Genomic DNA, 19,609 nt, shown 5'->3' with positions numbered 1-19,609 from the left:
TAAATTAAATATAAGGCAATAATATAGATTTGTAGGAGTTTAAAATCGTATACGATTATTACTTATCATGAATTCAACAAATATCCTAAGAAATAAGGTGCGTAAGCACCTATTGAAAAAGATTTTGAAAGGAGAACTAATTATTGGTAAAACCTTGAATCTTGCGCAGCTCTCAAGAGAACTTAACATAAGTGTTACTCCTATTCGAGAAGCGTTGAGTCAACTAGAACAAGCAAGAATCATAAGAGCCATTCCCAATCGAGGTTTTATTATACCGGAACTTTCTTATGAAGAAGCACGTGATATTTATAATACAATAGCTCAGTTAGAGGTTATAGCAGTTGAAAATTCAGACTTTAAAAAAAGTACTATTCATGGCCTGAGAGAAGAACAATTGCATTTACAACAAACTCATACACCAGAAGCGCGTTTAAATTCTCGTATAAGTTTTCATCATTTACTTGTGCAAGACTGTGAGAATAAAATTCTACTGGCGATTCTTGAAGATTTAGAAGCTCGTGTTTTATTCTACGAACAATTATTTATAACCGATTCCTCTTTTTATGAGCAAATTGATAATCAAAACGAGTCAATAATAGCAGCCATAGAAGAAGATAATGTACCTACTGCTGCATTAATTTTAAAGATGAATTGGATGAATATTTTTGAACATATTCGTCATAAACTAATTCTTAAAAAAACAGTTCATCATACTGTAATTGAATAGTTATTCCAATTCAGAAAGTAGTTGTTCCGCCGAATTTGTCATACCCTTATAACATCTATAACCCCATCTCGTAAAAAAGAAAAGAAAAATCATTGCAAAAGGAACATACCATAGCCAAGTGCTGCTTTGTAGAAGTAAATCTTTACCCTTTGATATTTTAACAGCCACTGGCAATGCTGCAATTACCAAGATAAAGCAAAGTACAATACTCAATTGCTGAACCAATAAAAACCATTTTTTACGTTTCCGAAAATCAATCATAAGTCTGCTATAATCTTGAGAAAGATCTAAGTTATGCAGTCTAAATAGGGCACTCAAAGATAAAATTGGAAAAACAGTATAAAATAAAATAGTGAATACCCCTAGTACCTGAAGATACCAAGCATCTAATTTTCCAAAGTTTATAATTACATAAAATGCCATTCCAAAACAAACTATGGAAGCAAGACTCTCTAATGTCTTAGCGGTGCTATATTTACTTTTGTATTTCTGTTTTGTCATATCTATTATAATTTTATCGGTAATTTTTTTTTGATTTTTCAACTCGGTACTCATCGCACTCCATGCAGCTTGTAATTCTTCAAATTCCATGTTAAATTATTTTAAAAGTTTTGATTTTAACTTACTTTTTATTCTATTAATACGAGTTCCCACGTTTGTTATGGAAAGCCCTGAAACTTCTGAAATTTCTTGGTAACTCTTTCCCTCCAACAACAAAAGCATCAGTCCTTTTTCAAGAGTATTTAATTGATTAATCTGTTCATATACTTTCTTTAGATTTTCTTCAAAAGCAGCATCATAAGTCTCCATTTGCTCAAAAACAACCTTTTCAAAGGATTCAGATGTAGGTGATTTTTTACTTCTTTTTAACTGTGTTATAGCAGTATTCATAGCTACACGATACATCCAAGTACTTATTTTTGCTTGGTTCTTAAAAGAATCAAAAGACTTCCATAATTGATAAACAATCTCTTGAAATAAATCTTTTTGATCTTGTTTATTATTGGTATATATCGTACTTGCTTTAAAAATTAGGCCCTCGTACTCTTTAATGAGCTCAATAAATACCTTCTCTTTCTGTTTCAAATTCTATTCTTATATCTTATTAGTGTCAATTACGTTTTAAAAATCACATAAGCAATACTATTTTTCAATATTATGAATACAATAGGAATTATAATCTATCGTTTTTATGATATGGAATTTTTAAATAAACAGATTGAAGCGCTCTCCAAAAAGAAAAAATCTTCCTTAGTTAGAAGACAAATTTCTTGTGGTATTTTTCAAGAACTTGACGGATTAGAAGAATCTAAGTCAATTAAGGAAGATAAAAGTAGTTCCTAATCAAGTTAAAGGACATCTAAGTTTAAATGCCCTATTTTGAGTTAGACAGTAGTTTTTGATACGTTTCAAAAGTGTCAATATCAATTTCATTCCCCTCGGGTTCAAGCCCTTTTAATTCAGATTCAAATTCTTTCATCAGCCTTCTGGCTCCATAATCTTTATTCAATCTTGTTAATTGATTTAAGATCGAGTGGTCAAAAACTGCAGGCACTCCTTTGTTTGCTTGGTAAACAGTGGCGGCAATTTTACAGTCAGAATTAAAAAAAAGATTCTTAAGCTCAGTAAGATAATTACTATCTAATAATGGTTGGTCTGACAACATTACTAAAACCGAACTGAATTCATCTAATTTTAATATTTCAGAAATTCCACAAGCTATTGAAGTCCCCATACCCATTTTCCAAAATGGATTGTTTATCGCAATCACACCTCTAGTTAAAGAGCTTTTAATTAAGTCTTGGTTTGCCCCCAAGACAACAAAGACATTTTTAGAAATCTTTTTAGCTTGGGCTATTGCATGATTTAATAATGTTGTTTCGCCCCACGGGAGCAATTGTTTTGGTTGCCCCATACGGGAAGAGGCACCAGCAGCCAATATTAAAACAGCAATATTATCATTTTTAACCATCAACTATGTATAGGCCCTTGCTTATTTTTTAGCATAGCAGGTTCTTTTTTGTTACTTACTGAAAGTATTTCGGCAAGGATTGAAATAGCTATTTCTTGTGGAGTTTCAGATCCAATAGCCAGCCCAGCAGGTCCATTTATTTGAGAGAGAAATTCATCAGAAATATCAGGCACTCTCTCTATAAAATCATCGAATATTTTTTCTCTCCTTCTTGCAGGACCTAAAAGTCCAAAATATATAGGTTTACTATTTTGAAGAGCAATTAAGTATTGTAAATCTTTAGCGTAACTATGAGTCATCAAAACCACGGCTGTTTCCTGATCAATTCTTAATTGTAAAAATTCTGGGTCAACATTTATAAATTCATTAGCCCCCGGAAAATCATTTATTACTTTCTGTTCTTTGGGGTTAACAACAATAGTGACCTCCCATCCCGTCATAGCAGCATATGCACATAACTGCACGGCATCATGTTCAGCCCCTACGATAATTAACTTAAAACAAGGTGTTAGAACCTGATTGAAAACTTCGTGATCATTATTAAGGGTAAAAGATTTATTTATTGGGATTATAGTTTTACCAAACTTAAGAATAGTACCAAAACAACGGTCTTCTTTAAAATCTTTTTCAAAATAACTCGTCAGGGTAAATTGACTTCTATTTTTTACAAGAGTCCAGAACTCATTTATAAACTTCGAGGTTGGCTCAAAAAACTCCAAAAGAATATATAACACGCCTTCACATCCTAAACGGTAACGACCATCATAAGTAATGATTTTAGATACCTTATTCTTGAAAACCGTTGCAGATTGTAGCAGCACTTCTTTTTCCACGCAGCCGCCGCTCACTGCCCCTATCATTTTACCGTTTTCTTGAAGTAGCATGCGTACACCTGGTCTTCGATAAGATGAGCCCTCTAATGCAACAACAGTGGCTAAAACACACTTTATTCCTTGTGAATTAGCAACTTCGTAAGCTTGTATTATTTTTTTTAGTTCATGAGTCATGTTACAAAATCCGTCTTGTTGGTAAAAAGGAAACTTTTGCTCCTTTTATACATTTTTTGTTAGGCGGAACTTTTAGAAATCCGTCCGACTTGGTTAAACTCGTAAGGTCTCCAGAGCCATTTCCTTCGATTAATTGCGCCCTTGTCTTTCCATTTTTCAAAACCAATTTTGCTCTTATAAATCGAGTTAAATCTGTGGTGTTTTCAAATTCTTCTTCCAAAATTACGGTGATTTCTTTTTTAACAACTCCCATCAAGCTTTTGTCTAACCATGGGAGAAAATAAATATTAAAATTGGCAAATGTTGAAACTGGATTTCCAGGAAAACCAAAGACCGTTGTTTTAGATTCTTCATGACTTCCAAACCAAAATGGTTTGCCAGGACGTTGTTTTACTTTATGAAATACTTTTGTAATATTTAATTCTTCAAATACTTCTGGTAAATAATCATATTTTCCCTTAGACACTCCTCCACTCAATAATATCACATCAGAAGTTAATAGTAATTTGCTTATTACTTCTTTTGTTTTGACTTTTTCATCCGGAATATGAACCATTTCTGAAGCGATACCTTTATCAATAAGAGCTGCTTTTAATGTATGTGAATTTGATTTTCTAATTTGATGAGCTTTTGGAAATTCATGGACATTCACTAGCTCATCTCCAGTAGATACAATACTAATTCTTGGATTTTTTTTAACTTTCAACACTGCTTTTCCAACTGAGGCTAAAACACCAATTTCGGAAGCTGAAATTTGTATTCCCCTCTCTAAAACTTTTACCCCTTTAGGTTCGTCACTTCCTTTTACATGAATATTTTGTCCCTTTTTTACAGGTTTCAATAAAGTAGCGAACCCGCTTTCTATCACTAGATATTCATACATAATAACGGTATCACAGTTAATAGGTACCATAGCACCTGTCATCACTTCAATACAATCCGATGTGTTAAATAATTGAAGCTGAGGGCTTCCAGCAGCAGCAGTATCTTGAATTTTAAACTTAGAAAATGCATTGCTAACACTTTCATAATGAATAGCTATTCCATCTTTAGTAGCTCTATTGAATGGAGGGAAATCCCTGTCGGCAAAAACATCTTCAGCTAATATTCTACCCACGGCCTTATCAAGTGGTAGCGTTACTTCCCCAAAAGAAGCACTATTATTTAAGACCAATTCCAAAGCTTTTTCAAACGCAATCATGAAAATAAATTGATTTGTAAACCGTTATTCAATAATACGCGAACACCTACAAATAATACTAAAAATGCTGTTAATAAGCGTATACCTTTTGCTGAAATCTTATTTAAACTCAAACGAACCCCGATTTGTCCACCAGCCAAAACCGCAATTAAAAGACCGATTATTTCAGGCCAAAATACTTCAAAAGTACCACTGATAATTAAACCTGTTATACCTGCAATGGAATTCGAAAGAATAAATACACTGGCTAAAGCTGCAATAACAATGGGCTTATCCCATTTGAGTTGATTCAAAATAGGGGCAAGAAAAATACCCCCACCAATACCTACAAGGCCTGATAGTAAGCCAATAAAAGCCCCAATAAAATAGGGTAAATATTTAGGGTATTTTAATGATTTATAATTGGTCTTCAGTTTTCTTGTTTGCAAAATTAAAGCCAATGATGAGAAAATAAGCGTTGTTCCTAAGAGGATAAAAAAAATGGATTCCCCCAATCTAAATATTGCACCTAAAAAAGCCATGGGAATACTTGTAAGTAAAAAAGGCAGGAACCTTTTTAAGTTCAAATGTCCTTTTTTGAGAAAAAGATAACAGCTACTGGTAACAACAACTAAATTACAAACTAGGGCAGTGCTTCTAATCACAAAAAAACCAGTAAAAATTAAGGCAAGTATTGCCAAATAACTAGAACCACCTCCAAAACCGACAGATGAATACAAGGTTGCGACAATAAAGAAAACCAACATTAACAAGGAAAAATCCGAAATTGTTAATGACATAATTTTTGAAATTTATTCATCCCACCAGCAACACTAAATACAATTGCTTTCGAATGATAATTTTGAAGTTTGTTTAATGCTTGTATACTACGTTTTCCAGATTGACAAATTATATAAACTGGTCTCGACAAATCAATTTTTTGGGTATTATCGTTAAAATCAGATAAGGGAATATTAATAGCTTTCTCTAAATGATTCGAGGCAAACTCCTCAGGTTTTCGAACATCAATTAACTGAACATCTTGTGTCATTAAAAGTTTTTCAAACTTTTCTGGAATAATTTCAAATTCTATAGAACATCCCTTTAAAGAATAGTCTTCCTGCAATTGTTTAATTTCAAAAGATTCCAGTCGTGATTTAAAGTTAATTTTTCGAGTGTTTAGCGACAAACCATCAAATAATAAAAGTTTTCCAGAAAGTACCTCTCCTATTTCTGTAATTACTTTTACTACTTCCAAAGCTTGCAGCGTTCCTATTATCCCTGGAAGCACACCTAAGACCCCATTTTCGTCGCAATTTGGAATTTCCGCCTCACTTGGAACAACTGGGTACAAGCAACGATATGTTGGACCTTTTTTATAATTAAACACACTCACTTGTCCTTCAAAAGAATGCAAAGCCCCATAAACAAAAGTTTTGTTTAAAATTACGCAGCTATCATTAATAAGATAACGAGTTTCAAAATTATCAGTAGCGTCAACAATAATGTCATAATCCTTAATAATATCAAGCGCATTTTTCGATGTCAAGAAAGTAGCGTAGGTATTTATTATAGTTTCAGAATTCTGTTTCTGTAATCGAGAAAGACAAATGGCTAGTTTAGCTTTACCAATGTCAGATTCAGCGTACAAAACCTGACGTTGTAAATTGTGCAGGCTAATACTATCATTTTCCACTAAGCCCAAAGTACCGACACCAATTGCGTTTAAATATTGTGCGACAGGTATACCTAAACCACCTAACCCAACAATCAACACTTTCGAAGAACGTAATTTATTTTGATTCTCTGGGCCGAAAACTTTAAGACTTTCTTGACGTATGTATCTATCTGATGCCCTCATTCCATAACTTTTGACTTAGCAACTTGATATTCTTCGGGAGAGTTAGCATTGTAAAGAACTTCATCAGAATTAGGGAAAATCAATTTCACATCTGAATTGATTAAAAATTTTCTGGGGCAAGAACTTCCTGCTGTTTTCATATAAGCTATTGCCTTTATTAAACCTTGAGGTTCCCAAATGGCAGCTAAGGGTTCAGGAAGTTTACTTTCCTTGGTTGCATATGCGGTAGCAATCTTATTTATATCCCGTTGACTTATCAATTCTTGTATCGATTCTTGATTAATTAATGGCAAATCACAAGCCAATACCAACCAGGCATTATCAGGAAAGTGTTTATGTGCACTTAAAATACCATTTAAAGGTCCTTTATACTCGTTATTATCAATAATATAACTATTACTACTTGCTAATTCGACTTGTTGTTCAGAACGAATGCTAAAAAAGACTTTATTGACAAGTGGTTCTGCTAAATCATACAAAAATTGTCGTTGAGGAATTCCATGATATGAAATTAAACCTTTATCATTACCCATTCTAGTGCTTTTTCCACCAGAAAGAATAAGTCCGTTCAAAATCGGTTTTGAATAATTCATGATTAATACTTAAAATATAGGCCTATTAAAATTAAGAAAGGTTACCGAATAAAACTAGGTGTAATCAACGAAAAAGTAAACAATAAAAAAATGATTTTTGACCCTATTCGAATAATTTAATTTTTTTACAAATCATCCACCTATTGAGGTCATTGAATTTTCGAAAACACCGCCGTGTTCCTTTTGAGCATCAAAGCCAGTCTTTGCTCTGCTACCAACCACCTTTAATATTGCATTTTCAATTCCATTTTTGGAATTTTTGTTTCTAACAATATCTCTCAAATTAGCCTTCGGCTTTCCATACAAACAAGTAATAATATCTCCAGTGGCGGTAATTCGCAATCGATTACAACTACCACAAAAAGTCCGACTAAATGATGGGATTAAACCAAAAGTACCTTTATGACCTTCAATTTTATAATTAATAGAAGTTGACGTTTCAGGGGAATCTAATTTTTTGAAATTTGAAAAATGCTTAGTAATATGAGTTAAAATTACCTTATAATCCCATGTGATTTTTTCAAATGACTTACTTCCCCCATTAAAAGGCATTTCTTCTAAGAATCGAACAGAAACAGGATAATTTTTCATTAGCTCTAGAATTGGGATGATATCTTGTTCATTCTGTCCCTCGAGAACTATAAAATTTATTCTGACATTAAAACCTTCCGTAATTAAACGAATTAAATTCTCATGAACCGTATCATATTGATTTCTTCGGGTAATCTTCTCAAAAGTGCTTCTATCTATGGCATCTAGGCTTACATTAATGTTTTTAATACCGAGCTTTTTCAACTCATCAATGTACGGTCCTATTAATGTTGCATTCGTGGTAATAGAAATATCATCTAAACCTTCCAATTTTTGAAGGTATCGCAGCAAATCAATCAAATCTTTTCGAACGAATGGTTCTCCTCCAGTTATTCTAATTTTACTAACGCCTTGACCAACTAAAACCTGACTAATCTTTTTAAGTTCGTCAATAGTCAATAACTTTTTATTCTGAACAAAACTTATACCTTCAGCTGGCATGCAATAATTACAACGCAAATTGCACCTATCTGTGACTGCTAATCTCAGGTAATTTATTGTTCTTTTATGATTGTCAATTAACATTCAAATACATTATCTAAAGAAAGATAGTCATTGAATCTAAAAATAAATACAATTTAACAAAACAATTCCGCAAAATTTGAAAATAGAATTCAATTTCTGTTAAACAAAAATCGCTTAACGTCCGTTCTAGATTGTCGTTCAACGCGAACTACATAAACCCCTCGAGAGAGTATAAAATCAATAGGGATACTTAATTGTTTACCGCATTCATTTCTTTGATGCAGTAATCTGGCATTCAAATCATAAATACTGATAATTCCACACTCGTCATCTGATTTAACAATCTTTAATGTTGCGTCACGAACTGGGTTTTCGGCAATAAAAAATTCATTATTTACTTCTAATAAATTATCTAATTCTTCTGCTGTAATTGTGTCATCAACATCCTCCTCTAAAAAATCATCTACATCACTTGCTTCATCATTCTCTTCCTCTTCTGCATTATCACTTTCTTCATTATCATTTTCTTCCTCTGTGTTACCTTCTTCATCGTTGTTCTCTTCATCATTATTTTCCTCTTCTTCCTCTTCATTATCTGAATCTCTATCAGCATCATTCTCCCAAGCCGAAATATCATCTGCTAAAACGCCTCCCATTTCATAGGCAGCTACTTCACCTCCAAGAGACCCTGCAAGCCACCAGGCTTGCCCCCATTCACCATTCAAACCTCCAGAACCATGATTAGAATAAGAATTCAAACCCATAGATCCATCTCTAACATTACCTGCCCTAAAAAAATTATTGTCATAATATAGATTAGCTAATCCAGATGCAATAGTATTCGTTTGACTGGGGTCTTCTGGAATTGCTACACCGCTTTCATCATATCTGTTTAAAAACCAACCACCATTTGAAGAATTTTGAAAATGGCGCAAAATATTATTCATCGTTAGTTCTAATCCTTTATTTCCTCCACTTGAAGAATCTAACCAATCACCATCTGATAATTCATCTGATCCCATTGATGATTCGTAATCATAAAACTTTCTAGGATTAGTACCGACATTTGGAAAGTTATTAATCACCGCATTCGCATGTGTTTGAGCCATACTAACTAATTGTACGATTATAATATGAGGATATTGCATCGCCGGAATGCCAGTTCCACCGCGATAAAATTCATACATTGTGCCGTCTGACCAAGTATAAACAGCATAAAACGCTTTCCACCAATCATACATCCAGTCTTGTAATTCTTCGTCGCCAAAATAGGTGGCATAGGTATGTAGGTATTCAAAATGATCATTTTCCCTATTGTTAAAAACATCCCAAAGATTCCCTTGGATTCTATTCTGCCCATTGCCATTACTGTCGTAATGCGTATAGCTCTGTGCATTACCTTTACCATCAAATAGACCTCCTCCAATATTCCAATTTTTATCAAAATCCCTCCAATTGGAGTCTAATTTTGTCTTCATTAAAATATCCATATTGGCAAAACAAAAATCCCTCCAATCTTTGAACCAATAGTTGACTTTCAATTTGTTGTCTTCATAGATTTGTTTTCCAACTAATAAATCTTTGACTTTTCCATAAGCATGAACTAATTTTGACATTTTGGCAAAAGTAACCCACCACGGAGCTCCGGTTCTTAAACCATCAATACCGAATATTGAAGTTGGATTATACATGAATCTACTAAAAGTTCCATGCGTTGAGTTTTGTCTTGCAGGCTCTCCCGATTCTCTTTGAGTACCGCCATTACTAGCATCCAAAGCGTCGCTTTCGGCGTACCAAATCAATTCCAAAAAAACAGCATTTGCTAATTCTTCTGCTAAATCATTTAATTTCCAATTTTGTCCATTAAATGAAATTTCACCTTCTGGGTTGACATTCTCAAAGCTTGTTCCAGCATTGTGCATTTCTGCTGCTTTACCAAGAATTAGGGCGAAGTTGGCAGTTTTAGATATGTTCTCTGAAACATTAACCTCATTAGGATAATCTCCACTCCCATATCTTCGGGCTCTTTGGTAATGTGGTTCATATCTACCATCTGGTCCTGAATTAGGTATTACACTTGTACTATTATGAAAATTATCCCATCTCCCTCTATCTCCATTACCATTTACGATAACATCATTATAAAAATCTTCACTGGAATTAATTGTCTCATCAATTTCATTATTTCTTCCAATAGACCAGTTATTAAAATAACGGGCGGTTACAATTTCAAGTTGCGTAGGGGAATAAACGGCATCGCCGCCAATTTCTAATTGACCTTGAGCATAAAAAACGGTCAAAAAGAAAAAAATAAGTACTTTTTTCATAGGTGTAAGAATTGTGGGGTTGAAAAATAATTTTTCTTTCTTGCACTATGATACGAGTAATCCGATGTAATTGGATTTTTTATCGATGAACTACATTATTTTTAACACTTTTTATACTTAAAATCAAGTCAAAAGTGTAGTTCGTCGAAAAAATAAAACTTTTCATCTATGAATTTTGTTTTTTAAAAATATTTGTTATGAATATAATTAAATTGTATGTGTAACTACTTTTTTCTGTTGTTTTAAAATAACTAATAAAGCAAGGTCTTACCCTCCACTAACAGGCGGAATTAATGCAATTTCGTCATAAGAATTGATTTCTTGACTATTATCTGCATAATTGTTGTTTACTGCAATTGCTAAAGATGTCAGCTTTTCTAATTCAGGATATGCATTTCCTAAAAAGCTCCGAAGCTCTTCAACTGTCTTAGGAATTTTTTTACCAGTAGCACTAGTCGTAGGTATAGAAAGTGAAGGGCTACCAACAATATCTTTGGTAACCCCGAATAATAAAATTGTCATAGTTAATTATCCTATTATAGATTCTTCTGGGACTTCTAACAACTCCGGATTTTTCATAAAAGGTTGCTGATAAATTCGTTTTCCTGTAGCCGCTTTAAGAGCATTTGCAACTGCTCCACCTGCTGGTGGTAAAGTTGGCTCCCCTAAACCAGTAGGACTTAACTCATTATTAATCATATGTACTTCAACCTTGGGAGCTTCTTTCATTCTAATTAAGCGATAGCGGTCGTAGTTATTAGCAGTTGGTATTCCAGCATCAAAACCAAAATCACCGTACATGGAATGCCCTATTCCATCAATTACGCCACCTTCTATTTGGTTTAATGCACCCAGTGGGTTTACCACTATTCCACAATCTACTACACAAGTGACTTTCTTAACCACAGGTTTACCGTTTTCAATTTCCACATCAGCTACTTGAGCTACATGTGTATTGTGGCAATAATAATTTACAAAACCTTGATAAACTCCTTTTGGCTTTGTTCCCCAACCCGATTTTTCAACAGCAGTTTCAATAACTTCAATCATTCGTTCGGGTGAGTATTCAATGCGCTCATCAGCCGCAGCATCTACTTTCTTTAATAAATCTAAACGCAGCTGCACTTTGTCCACATCCATGGCCTCGGCAAGCTCATCAAAGAAACTTTGCTCGGCATAAGCTAAAAAGTTCGTGTAGGGTGCTCGCCAAGCACCAGTTGTAATATTACTCTTATAGCTCTTTGTATCTACCTGATAATTCTCAACTGCGCCAGCAGGGAAGAAATTTGGTATCAACCCATACATATTATCATTGATAGCGGCTTCTTTTAAATGGTAACCTGTTAATTGCCCTTCTTTTACTGAAGCTTTTATGCGGTATTTAATGGCAGGACGATATACACCAACCGCCATATCATCTTCTCTGCTATAAACTACTTTTACAGGTTTTCTAATTGCATCTGAAATCTCAGCAGCTTCTAATACAAAATCACCATACAAACGGCGTCCAAAACCACCACCCATCCGAGTCATTTCCATTAATATTTCATCTTCTGCTCTACCTAGCAATTTTGCAACAAGACCGGCTTTCCAAGCTGGTGTTTGAATTGGCCCGACTAAATGCACTTTTTCATCTGTAACATCAGCGAAGAAGTTCATAGGCTCCATACAATTATGCGGAAGGAACGGTGACTCGTATGTGCGTTCTAAAACCATATCAGCATCGGCAAATGCTTTTTTGACATCACCATCTTTACGTCTAGTATCAAACTGAGTAGCATCTAAAAAACCATTCAACATTTGATCATGGTTTTCTGTACTCTCCATAAAGATATCATTCTCCCATTCCGCTGTAATAGCGTTCTTAGCTTTCATTGCTTGCCAAGTGGTCTCAGCAATAACCACAACTTTATCGCTACTTGAAATTTTACTAGCAAAACTTGGGTCTTCTTCAAAAAGATTCTGAACTTTTTCACCAATCTTAATAATATCGATTACACCAGGCATTGTTTGCGCTTCAGTGGCATCATAGGACATTAGTTTTTGCCCAAAAGCTGGTGGCCTTAAAACGGAAGCATAAACCATTCCGGCTACTTTGTAATCTAGACCATAAAGTGGTTTACCCGTTGTTATTTTGTCGATATCTACATTTTGGATGTTTGTTCCAATAATTTTGTAGTCTTTTGATTCTTTTAGGGTAACACCTTCAGGCACCTCCAATAAGGCAGCTTCATTCACTATTTCGCCATATCCTAAAGAAACACCCGCTGCGTTAGTAATCATTCCTTCACTTACAGTACACTCTGAGGCATCAACACCCCAACGCGCGGCGGCGGCATTTACAAGCATCTGCTTTGCCGAAGCTCCTGTTTGTCGTAAAGCATCCCAACCAAAACGGATTGATTGACTCCCACCGGCAACCTGACGTTGATAATTTTTAGTGTCAAGAATTCCTTGTTGAACATAAACATCTTTCCAAGCAACATCTAACTCTTCTGCAATAATCATTGGCATTGATGTTTTCACCCCTTGCCCAATTTCTGGATTTGGCGAAAAAATAGTTACTTCACCAGACTCTGCTATTTTTATAAAAGCATTAAAATCTTTAAAATCTAGTTGTGCTAAATCAACAGCAGGTTCCAATTTTACCTCTGGTTTGCAGGAGTTAAATAGGTTAAACCCTATTAACATACCACCGCCTGCGAGAGAAGAAGTTCTCATAAAAGCCCTTCTACTGAATGTATTATTTGATTTTATTGACATTGTATTAGGTTTTATGACATTTGTTCCGCAGCCTTTTCAACCGCTCTATATATTCTATTATATGATGCACACCTGCAAATATTTCCATGCATCGCATTTTTTATCTCTTCTTCAGAAGGATTTGGGTTCTTTTCAAGAAATGCCGAAGCAGTCATTATCTGACCTGATTGACAATATCCACATTGTGGCACATCTACTTCTTTCCAGGCTTCTTGAACAGGATGCTTTCCATCTTCTGATAAACCTTCAATTGTAGTGATAGTTTTTCCATCTAGCTGTTCTAATGTCATTGAGCAACTTCTCATCGCTGTGCCATCAACATGTACCGTGCATGCACCACATTGCCCTATTCCGCAGCCATATTTGGTGCCCACTAAGTCTAAATGGTCTCTTAAGACCCATAATACAGGAGTGTCAGCAGAAACATCTACGGATTTAGACTCCCCATTCACATTAATTTGATATACCGGCATAGTTTTATGAATTGATTCTTTGTTGGCTTGAAGTTAGCAAAAATTGATACGTGATAATTTTTTTTAACAATAGAATATGCTACAGGCTTCTTTTCATGTGTTTTAGTCTTGACTTCTGGTGATTTTATCACGAATCTCTCTCCAAGTAATTAAAACGATTTCATTTTCCTTTAGAAGGTCAGCACATTTTTTGCTGGTAAAAAAATCAAAATCTGCTTGGCGCCATGCAGCTCCCCAATTTGGATGATCGATGGTTACTCCTTGCATTTCTTGATTATCATAAGCAGTATGAATTAACAAACAGGTTATACCAGGTTCTAGTTCATTGATGGTTGTGCTATAATAACCCTCCATTCCTTCTTCAAAATCATTTGGTGAAGCTGATATTATAGCATCTAGAATAACATCTTTATCAGTTAACATTGCTCTTATCTTGGAAGATTTTAAGGCTGGCATTCCTTTATTTAATAAAACCGGAACCTTAAATTCATGCCCGACTTCGATATAAGTTTCAAGAAAATCTTCCGTTGCCATTACTGCTCCCATATGGGCATCTAAATGAGTTACATCAATTCCGGCATTTAAAGCAGTTCTAATTTGTGTTGACAATTCAGCTTTTAAAAAATCAGGATTAGCTTTTGAAACAACCTCACTCACATTATCATAAAAATAGCCTTGCTCGTTTCTATAGGATGCCATGGAATCACTCTTATAAGATGGTCCCCATTTATAATACTTCCACTCACTGGTTAAGGTTAAATGCAATCCAAAATCCATATCAGTGTGATGCTTGGCATAATTGGCAATTTCAGGAAACCAAGGGCAAGGCACCATTATACTCGCGGAATTCACGGAGCCTTCTTCCATAGCTTTAATACTAGCCATGTTTTCGGAATGACTTACTCCTAAATCATCTGCATGAATAATCAATAATTTAGCATCTTTAGGATAGCCCAGTCTTTCTGCAATACGCTGTGAAAAAGCTATCTCAAAAAAGGAAATAAAAGCAATAAGCAAGAACAGTTTAAAATTGTTTTTCATAAGATTAGATGTTGCTTCAAATTACAAATTTTTCTTAATGTACACTATTGGTTCAGTTTTTGCGTTCATTGGAAAGAACCATAAAATTTTGAAAATGAATACCTACACCAAGTGTTTCTTAACCTTCTTTGCTTTAATTCTTTTTGTTTCTTGTGGAAATTCAGATGATGATGTCAATTTTAATCTCAACCAAGGCGAGCTTGGTAAAGGTGAAAATCCGGATTCTTGTTTAGGATTTGAAGACAATGAACTGCTACTTTCTATTCAAGAAGAGTTTACCACCCTACCGGGTAAGGTTTCTATACTTTTCAAGGTTACGGATAATCAAGGCAACCCAATTTCTGGCTTAACAGCAAATCAGTTTACCATATACGAACAAGGGCGTAACGACGATTGTTTTAATACCATTTCTTCATCAGAATCCTTTGCTAGAATTTCACCTAATTCTCAAATTTTTAATAACAATACTCTTTTAGTCTTAGACTTAAGTAATTCGGTTTTGCAGAGCAGTTTAGACGAGCTCAAAATAGCATCTACCAGTTTTGTGAATAATGTAATGCCCACACCTGAAACAACTTCTTTTCAAATGGCAATTTATTGGTTTGATGGTGAAGATGTGCTCCATTTATTAAACCCACTCACATCTTCAATAGCCGAATTAACTGCTGCAATTGATGAAATAGACGAAAACATTAGCAATGACCCATCAACAGATCTATACGGAGCGGTCATTAAATCAGCAAACATCGCTGAAGACCTCATTCAAGAAACCAATCAAAACCAAGCTATCGGTGCTGCTTCTGTGGTACTTTTTACAGATGGAACGGACCAGGCTTCAAGATATACAGAAGAGAGCGCTTTAAATGCCGTGAACAATGCAAATCCAAATATTTCATTCTTCTCTATTGGCTTAGGCGCTGAAATTGATACTGCAGTGTTAAGTGATATTGGTAAAACTGCCAGTGTTGTGGCGAGTAATGCCGCGGAGTTAGAAACTACCTTTAATCAGATATCTGCACGGGTTTCTGAACAAGCAAATAGCTTTTATCTCTTTGAGTATTGTACACCAAAACGTGATGGTAGTGGCGATAACAACTTGGTCATTCAATTAACCAATGGGGCCTTGCAAGGAGCGGTACAAACGGAATTTGATGCTACCGGTTTTACTGGCGGATGCGAGTAGTACGGTTTGAACATTGGTGTTTATCAATTTTAGTATCTTGTGTGCTCTAACTAACATTTTACTTATATGAAATCTATAGTTCTATTTTTAGCCATTTGTTTCGCTGGATTAACGGCGTTCAGTCAAGAATTGAATCCTCTTGAAGGTCGTTGGGATATTGAAATGAATTTTGAAGGAAAAACAGTTCCTTCTTGGCTTGAAATTAGACACTCTGGTCATGCTACTTTGGTAGGGCGTTTTCTTTTTGCATTCGGAAGCGCAAGACCGGTTGCTGAAATTATCGAAGATGAAGGTTCTATTAGTTTTACTATTCCGAGACAATGGGAACCTGAAGGAGGCAATATGGAATTCAATGCAGAATTCATGGGGACAGAACTTATTGGTACAATGAAGTATGTTGATGGTAAGCAGTACAACTGGAAAGCTACTAAGGCTCCAACCTTGGATTATAATGACAATCCAAAATTTGGGGCTCCTATAGCCTTATTCAACACCAATAATGTGCAAGGATGGCACGCTGATAAAGAAGAAAATCAATGGGTAGTTGACAAAGGAATATTGACCAGTCCACAATCAGGAGCCAATCTGATTTCTGATGAAAAGTTCCAAGATTTTAAATTAACCACCACTTTTAGATACCCAAAAGGAAGTAATAGTGGTATTTATCTTCGTGGTCGTTATGAAGTTCAAATTGCTGATAATAAAGACCTACCTCCCTCTGATATTTATTTTGGAGGAATCTATGGTTTCTTAGAGCCTAATGAAAATGCCGCTAAGGCTGCTGGTAAATGGCAAACTTACGAAATCACTTTAATTGGTAATAGAGTAAGTATCGTCGCAAACGGTAAAAACATCATCAACAATCAAACAATCCCTGGTATCACTGGTGGAGCTCTTGATAGTAAAGAAGGTGAGCCTGGTCCTTTTATGCTTCAAGGAGATCACGGCCCAATTGAATTTAAATCATTTGTTGTAGAACCGGTAGTAAACTAAGGCTTATCCTTGGTTTGGGTTTGCCTATAAAGGTTTAATTTTAATATTACGCCATTTTACTTTTATACCGCCGCCATCGTGTATTTGGAGTGCAATGGCACCTTTTCCTTGTCCAATTTTTTCATCATTAATTTGTACCATTTCAACACCATTCAAATAGGTAGTGATTTTAGAACCCTTGGCTACAATGCGCATGGAATTCCATTCACCCATTTTCAACATCCTATCTTTAGCCATATCCGGTTTAATTAACCAACCACGTCCGTAAGACTCGTAAATACCACCGGTATGTTTGGCAGGCGGAGCAACTTCAACTTGCCAGCCCGTTACTTTTGTGCCTTCAAACGTAGATCTAAAAAACACCCCACTATTTCCATCAGCATCTTGCTTAAATTCTAAGTTAAGCTCAAAATCGTCATAAAACGTTTCCGTTGATAAATAGCCATACGCGGCATCAGGGCCACTTTCACAAATCAGCTCTCCATTTTCAACATACCATTTCTCAGTACCATGGTTTACCCATCCCGTTAAATCTTTTCCATTAAATAGCGATTGAGCTTCTTGACCAAAACCAATGGTGCTTACTAAACATGCAATTAAATAGAAAGTTCTTTTCATCATAGTTGTGATTTTGTATGAGAAAGATACTTAATTTCTTTAAAAGCACAGACACCTAACAAATATCTCTCTAGGTAGGGTTTTCAACAATTAAATTGTTTTACTATTAACAACTTATTAGAGCATCCTAAAAACTAGCTATTGTACAACTCAAAAAAATTACGATTATGGATGTTATTCAAGATATTCTAAAAAACGGTCCAATTGCGGCATTTCCATTTTGGACTAGAGGAGTATTAATCTCCCTCTTTTTATGTATCGTGTGCACACTTTTGTGCATGCTTATTGTGTTACTAATTTATGGAAGTCACATCAATATTCAATTCGGATACTAACGGTAAATCAGAGCGTTTGAAAAGCCTTGACCGTCCAATGGTTTTCTTACGTCAATTAAAAATCCGTTAATCACAGCATGCGTAATTTCACCGTCTTTTTTAAGAAAGAAGGTAGGGTTCACACCTGGTTCTAATCTAAACTCTTTTAGTTTAAAATTAGTGGGTACCACGTGTATCGGTGAATTCGAATATTTCAGCTCTTTAGGTATGCTAGCCATACGAATATAGGCTTGTCCAAATTTTAATAAGGACTCACTGTTTAAAACATAAAAGCCTTCTTCATTTCCGCTTGATGGCACCGTCTTTGCTACCATTCTTGGTGGTACTACTTCATATCCGGTAGCATCAAAAGTTTCGTAGCCATAGTAGGTAGATAAGTCTCCTTGGTCTGCAATTACACTACTGTAGTGAAACTTAATATGTCTTTTATTATCAACTTCATTTCTATGAATACCCAAGTCTAAAATATATACATCTCCCAAAAGATTGTAGCTTACATTTTCAATTTTCAAATCGAATAGTTTTCTATCGTTTTTAGGAATTTCTTCATATTTATCTATGCCAATTTTCTTGTAACTCTCATTGGCTATTGTATAAATTGCGGAAAGAATTGAAACGTAGTTCAATTTTCTAATCTCCTGCTTTTCCGCATCATCTTTATAACCACCTGACTCAATTAAAATGGTACTTGTTCCCCACTTTTGAATATTATCTCCGAAAGCTCTGGGCTCGAAATCATCATTATAACGCCCAACTTGACCTGGAGCATAACGCTGAATAATATCATTCATAAAAACAATAACCTTCATCGCATCACCTCGTTTTTCGTTCACATCTTTTTCATAATTATAGGCTGGCGCTAGATATGAAATTGTTGCTGGTTTAGGTGTTCTCTCTGCATTATAGTACGTGCTTTGATCATGTAGATTAAAACCAAAATCAGCGTCTAGACTATCTCTTACGCGCTTTAAAGTTCTACCCTCCGGCGATTGCAAACGCAAGGCGTCACGGTTAATATCTATGCCCAAAAGGTTTCTGCGCTGAAATCGTTCTGCTCCATCAGGATTTAGCATTGGTAAAAAATGTAACTTCAATTTAGAAAGAATGAGCGCTTTTTCCTTTTTAAAATCCTTGGAATCTAAAAAGTTCACAATATCAAAAATAGCCTGTGTTGCTGTTGGTTCATTCCCGTGCATTTGCGACCATAAAAAAACGTCTACTCGCCCTGTACCAACACTTATCAAGTTCAAATCACGTCCTTCAATAGACTTGCCTACTTTATTCACCTCAAATAACGGATTAGCCTCAAGTTCTTCAATTAATGGTTCTATTTGAATATGCTTGATTCTTCTCTTATCTAAAGTGATTTCTTTATACTTTCCGTAAGTTTCATATAATTTTTCAGTGATTTCTTGAGATACGCCAAATTGAAAAACTAAAAGAAATGCTATTAATACTAAAAATCTTGACTTCATAATTT

Annotated in this window: 20 protein-coding genes; 4 read left to right on the top strand and 16 right to left on the bottom strand. The window is 35.0% G+C overall.

Annotated features, from left to right (window positions below):
• Positions 1 to 67 precede the first annotated feature (67 nt).
• Positions 68 to 727 carry a GntR family transcriptional regulator gene (locus RM542_RS07640; protein WP_311385145.1) on the top strand — a complete coding sequence of 220 codons (660 nt, stop codon included), beginning with the start codon at positions 68 to 70 and terminating at the stop codon, positions 725 to 727.
• Here RM542_RS07640 and RM542_RS07635 read toward each other — a convergent pair whose 3' ends face one another.
• Positions 728 to 1,318 (bottom strand): hypothetical protein, encoded by a 591-nt coding sequence (locus RM542_RS07635; protein ID WP_311385144.1) that lies wholly within the window; start codon positions 1,316 to 1,318, stop codon positions 728 to 730.
• A gap of 6 nt (positions 1,319 to 1,324) precedes the next feature.
• Entirely contained in the window at positions 1,325 to 1,813 is a 489-nt protein-coding gene (locus RM542_RS07630; protein WP_311385143.1) for a sigma-70 family RNA polymerase sigma factor, read from the bottom strand.
• Between the two features lie 72 nt (positions 1,814 to 1,885).
• On the opposite strand from RM542_RS07630, the gene RM542_RS07625 reads away from it, so the two are divergent.
• The gene (locus tag RM542_RS07625) at positions 1,886 to 2,071 is read left to right on the top strand and encodes a hypothetical protein (protein ID WP_311385142.1); all 186 of its coding nucleotides are present in this window, start codon (positions 1,886 to 1,888) and stop codon (positions 2,069 to 2,071) included.
• A 31-nt stretch (positions 2,072 to 2,102) separates the two neighbouring features.
• Here the strand turns inward: RM542_RS07625 and RM542_RS07620 are convergent, their stop codons facing one another.
• From RM542_RS07620 to RM542_RS07565, 12 genes are all read right to left on the bottom strand, one after another.
• On the bottom strand, positions 2,103 to 2,699 hold the full coding sequence (locus RM542_RS07620) for a nucleotidyltransferase family protein (protein ID WP_311385141.1): 597 nt from the start codon (positions 2,697 to 2,699) through the stop codon (positions 2,103 to 2,105).
• Positions 2,699 to 3,706: an XdhC family protein gene (locus RM542_RS07615; RefSeq protein WP_311385140.1), complete on the bottom strand. Its 1,008-nt coding sequence runs from the start codon at positions 3,704 to 3,706 to the stop codon at positions 2,699 to 2,701. The genes RM542_RS07620 and RM542_RS07615 overlap by 1 nt, the downstream gene beginning before the upstream one ends.
• 1 nt (position 3,707) lies before the next feature.
• Entirely contained in the window at positions 3,708 to 4,907 is a 1,200-nt protein-coding gene (locus RM542_RS07610) for a molybdopterin molybdotransferase MoeA (RefSeq protein ID WP_311385139.1), read from the bottom strand.
• Positions 4,904 to 5,686: a sulfite exporter TauE/SafE family protein gene (locus RM542_RS07605; RefSeq protein WP_311385138.1), complete on the bottom strand. Its 783-nt coding sequence runs from the start codon at positions 5,684 to 5,686 to the stop codon at positions 4,904 to 4,906. The genes RM542_RS07610 and RM542_RS07605 overlap by 4 nt, the downstream gene beginning before the upstream one ends.
• The gene (locus tag RM542_RS07600) at positions 5,677 to 6,747 is read right to left on the bottom strand and encodes a HesA/MoeB/ThiF family protein (protein WP_311385137.1); all 1,071 of its coding nucleotides are present in this window, start codon (positions 6,745 to 6,747) and stop codon (positions 5,677 to 5,679) included. Before RM542_RS07600 ends, RM542_RS07605 begins: the two co-directional genes overlap by 10 nt.
• Positions 6,744 to 7,340: an NTP transferase domain-containing protein gene (locus RM542_RS07595; protein ID WP_311385136.1), complete on the bottom strand. Its 597-nt coding sequence runs from the start codon at positions 7,338 to 7,340 to the stop codon at positions 6,744 to 6,746. Before RM542_RS07595 ends, RM542_RS07600 begins: the two co-directional genes overlap by 4 nt.
• A 132-nt stretch (positions 7,341 to 7,472) precedes the next feature.
• Positions 7,473 to 8,456 (bottom strand): GTP 3',8-cyclase MoaA, encoded by a 984-nt coding sequence (moaA, locus tag RM542_RS07590; RefSeq protein WP_311385135.1) that lies wholly within the window; start codon positions 8,454 to 8,456, stop codon positions 7,473 to 7,475.
• A gap of 89 nt (positions 8,457 to 8,545) precedes the next feature.
• Entirely contained in the window at positions 8,546 to 10,723 is a 2,178-nt protein-coding gene (locus RM542_RS07585) for a T9SS type A sorting domain-containing protein (protein WP_311385134.1), read from the bottom strand.
• Between the two features lie 267 nt (positions 10,724 to 10,990).
• Positions 10,991 to 11,245, bottom strand: a complete 255-nt coding sequence (locus tag RM542_RS07580) for a MoaD/ThiS family protein (protein ID WP_311385133.1) — start codon at positions 11,243 to 11,245, stop codon at positions 10,991 to 10,993.
• 6 nt (positions 11,246 to 11,251) lie between these two features.
• Positions 11,252 to 13,486: a molybdopterin cofactor-binding domain-containing protein gene (locus RM542_RS07575; protein ID WP_311385132.1), complete on the bottom strand. Its 2,235-nt coding sequence runs from the start codon at positions 13,484 to 13,486 to the stop codon at positions 11,252 to 11,254.
• 11 nt (positions 13,487 to 13,497) lie between these two features.
• A complete protein-coding gene (locus RM542_RS07570; protein ID WP_311385131.1) occupies positions 13,498 to 13,959 on the bottom strand; it encodes a 2Fe-2S iron-sulfur cluster-binding protein in 462 nt (153 codons plus the stop codon).
• A 102-nt stretch (positions 13,960 to 14,061) separates the two neighbouring features.
• Positions 14,062 to 15,000, bottom strand: coding sequence for a polysaccharide deacetylase family protein (locus RM542_RS07565; protein WP_311385130.1), 939 nt, complete (start codon positions 14,998 to 15,000; stop codon positions 14,062 to 14,064).
• A 94-nt stretch (positions 15,001 to 15,094) separates the two neighbouring features.
• Here RM542_RS07565 and RM542_RS07560 point away from each other — a divergent pair, with 94 nt between their 5' ends.
• A complete protein-coding gene (locus RM542_RS07560; RefSeq protein WP_311385129.1) occupies positions 15,095 to 16,183 on the top strand; it encodes a VWA domain-containing protein in 1,089 nt (362 codons plus the stop codon).
• A 66-nt stretch (positions 16,184 to 16,249) separates the two neighbouring features.
• The gene (locus RM542_RS07555) at positions 16,250 to 17,176 is read left to right on the top strand and encodes a DUF1080 domain-containing protein (RefSeq protein WP_311385128.1); all 927 of its coding nucleotides are present in this window, start codon (positions 16,250 to 16,252) and stop codon (positions 17,174 to 17,176) included.
• Between the two features lie 24 nt (positions 17,177 to 17,200).
• Here RM542_RS07555 and RM542_RS07550 read toward each other — a convergent pair whose 3' ends face one another.
• Together RM542_RS07550 and RM542_RS07545 are read right to left on the bottom strand one after the other, a co-directional pair.
• Positions 17,201 to 17,797: a DUF1080 domain-containing protein gene (locus RM542_RS07550; protein WP_311385127.1), complete on the bottom strand. Its 597-nt coding sequence runs from the start codon at positions 17,795 to 17,797 to the stop codon at positions 17,201 to 17,203.
• Between the two features lie 328 nt (positions 17,798 to 18,125).
• Entirely contained in the window at positions 18,126 to 19,604 is a 1,479-nt protein-coding gene (locus RM542_RS07545; RefSeq protein WP_311385126.1) for a M14 family metallopeptidase, read from the bottom strand.
• Positions 19,605 to 19,609 lie beyond the last annotated feature (5 nt).

Source organism: Croceitalea sp. P059 (assembly GCF_031846365.1).
Classification (GTDB): domain Bacteria; phylum Bacteroidota; class Bacteroidia; order Flavobacteriales; family Flavobacteriaceae; genus Croceitalea; species Croceitalea vernalis.
This window is presented reverse-complemented; position numbering and strand designations above follow the sequence as displayed.